The organism is Actinosynnema sp. (assembly GCF_052038725.1).
The window spans coordinates 1-2,098 of record NZ_JBQGCX010000497.1; the positions used below are offsets into that span (position 1 = coordinate 1).

General features: G+C 76.4%; 2 protein-coding genes. Both read left to right on the forward strand.

The genetic code is table 11. From position 1 onward, the window contains the following. Window positions 1-327 precede the first annotated feature (327 nt). Complete coding sequence (locus ACTUAL_RS10000; protein ID WP_096493930.1) at window positions 328-996, forward strand: TetR family transcriptional regulator; 669 nt, start codon at window positions 328-330, stop codon at window positions 994-996. Between the two features lie 111 nt (window positions 997-1,107). Next, a partial coding sequence (locus tag ACTUAL_RS10005) for a metallophosphoesterase (protein WP_440900071.1) occupies window positions 1,108-2,098 on the forward strand: 991 nt, incomplete at its 3' end.

Sequence of the window (2,098 nt, forward strand, 5' to 3'; positions counted from 1 at the left end):
CGCGGCGCGCGGCGGCGCGAGATGACCGGCCGCCGCGCCGCGCCCCCGTGCCGCGGCTCGTCCGGCGCGGTGCTCGCCCCCGGTCCACGGCCCACCCCCGTTCGCACCAGCGCGCCGCCGCCCCCCGTCGCGGCACGCGCCGGTTCCGCTCCGCCACCGCGCCCCGCGCTGCCCGTCCAGCCCATCGCCACCACGTCTCCGCTCTCGGTCGTGTTCGGAGAGTAACCACGTGGGGCGGGGCACCGAGATCCCCGGATCGGGCGAACGCCGACCACGCAGCGGAACGGCGTTCTGTTGTCGTCCGCAGCACGGCGGTAACCTCCCCCCGTGGTGGACTTCCAGCGCGCCCGCAGGCCCGAGCAGGTGCAGGCGCGCAGGGCCGCCATCCTGGACGCCGCCGAGGCCGCGCTGGAGCAGCGCCCGCTGGACGCGATCACGCTGCGCGAGCTGAGCTGCCGGGTGGGGCTGGCGAAGTCGAACGTGCTGCGCTACTTCGGCACCCGCGAGGCCGTCTACCTGGAGGTGCTGCGGCGGCGCTGGTCGTCCTGGTTGGACGGCCTGGAACCGGTGCTGCGCTCGTGCGCGCCGGAGCCGGTGCCGTACGGGCGGGCGGTCGCGGTCGCGACGGCGGTCGCCGGGGCGCTGGTGGCCGACCCGCCGCTGTGCGAGCTGTTCGGCTCGATGGCCAGCGTGCTGGAGCGCAACGTGGACGTGGACGCGGCGCGCGGGTTCGCGGCGGCGGCCGGGCGGCGCCGCGACCGGCTGGCGGGGCTGGTCGCGGAGCGCCTGCCGCACCTGGGCGCGGCGGGGACTCGGCACTTCGCGGAGTCGGTCGTGGTGGTGACCGCCGGGCTGTGGGGGCGGGCCAGGCCGACCGAGGAGGTGGCGCGGGCGAGCGCCGACCTGGGGCTGCCCGCCGCCGACGAGGCGTTCCGGGCGGCGCTGACCGAGAGCCTGGTCAACCAGCTGATCGGCCTGGCCGCCCGCGCCAGTTGAGCCCGCCGGGTCCTGGGACCGGCGCGCCCCCTCCACTGTGCTGACAGCCCCGTGAGGCTCCCGTACGCTCCGCTGATAGCAGGACCGTTGGTTCGTTAACCAGGAGCCGTCATGTCAGCACCCCCCAAACCCCCCGCGCCCCGCCGCGGCGCCCGGCGGCGGATCACCCTCGCCGCGGTGCTGATCGCGATCACCACGCTGCTGTTCGCCGTCCCGTGGTTCGGGCTGCTCGCGCCGAGCGCGCAGTGGCCGTGGCCGGTGACCGCCGTCGGCACGCTGGTGATCGGCGGCGCGTACGTGGCGTTCCCGCTGCTGATGGTCCGCTCGCTGGGCGCGAGGCGCACCGACCGCGGCACCCGCCTGGCGCACCTGCTGCTGGGCCTGGTGTGGATCGCGTTCGCCTGGACCCTGGTGACCGACCTGCTGCGCCTGGTCCTGGCCGTGGCCGGGGTGGAGAACCCGCTGCGCGCCAGGGTGGTCGCGGTGCTGCTGCTGGTCCTGATCGTGGTGGTCGCGGTGTGGGGCAACCGCCAGGCGATGCGCGTGCCGCCGGTGCGCCGCGCCGACGTCGTGCTCCCCCGGCTGGACCGGGCGTTCGACGGCCTGACCATCGCCGTCATCGCCGACACCCACTACGGCGCGATCGACCGCTCCGCGTGGTCCAGGGGCCTGGTCGAGCGGGTCAACGGCCTGGGCGCGGACGTGGTCGTGCACGCGGGCGACATCGCCGACGGCACCGTCGGGCAGCGCCGGAACCAGTCCACCCCGCTGGGCGATGTCCAGGCCCCGCACCGGTTCTGCGTCTCAGGCAACCACGAGTACCTGTCCAACGCGCAGGCCTGGCTGGAGCACCTGGCCGAGCTGGGCTGGACGAGCCTGCACAACCAGCACCGCGTGCTGGAGCGCGACGGCGCCCGCCTGGTGTTCGCGGGCGTGGACGACATCACCGCCGCGCACTCCGGCGAGCCCGGCCACCGCCAGGACCTGGCCGCCGCGCTGGACGGGGCGCCCGAGGGCGCCCCGGTGGTGCTGCGGTCGCACCAGCCGAGCGAGATCACCCAGGCCGCCGCGGCGGGCGTGGACCGCCAGCTGTCCGGGCACC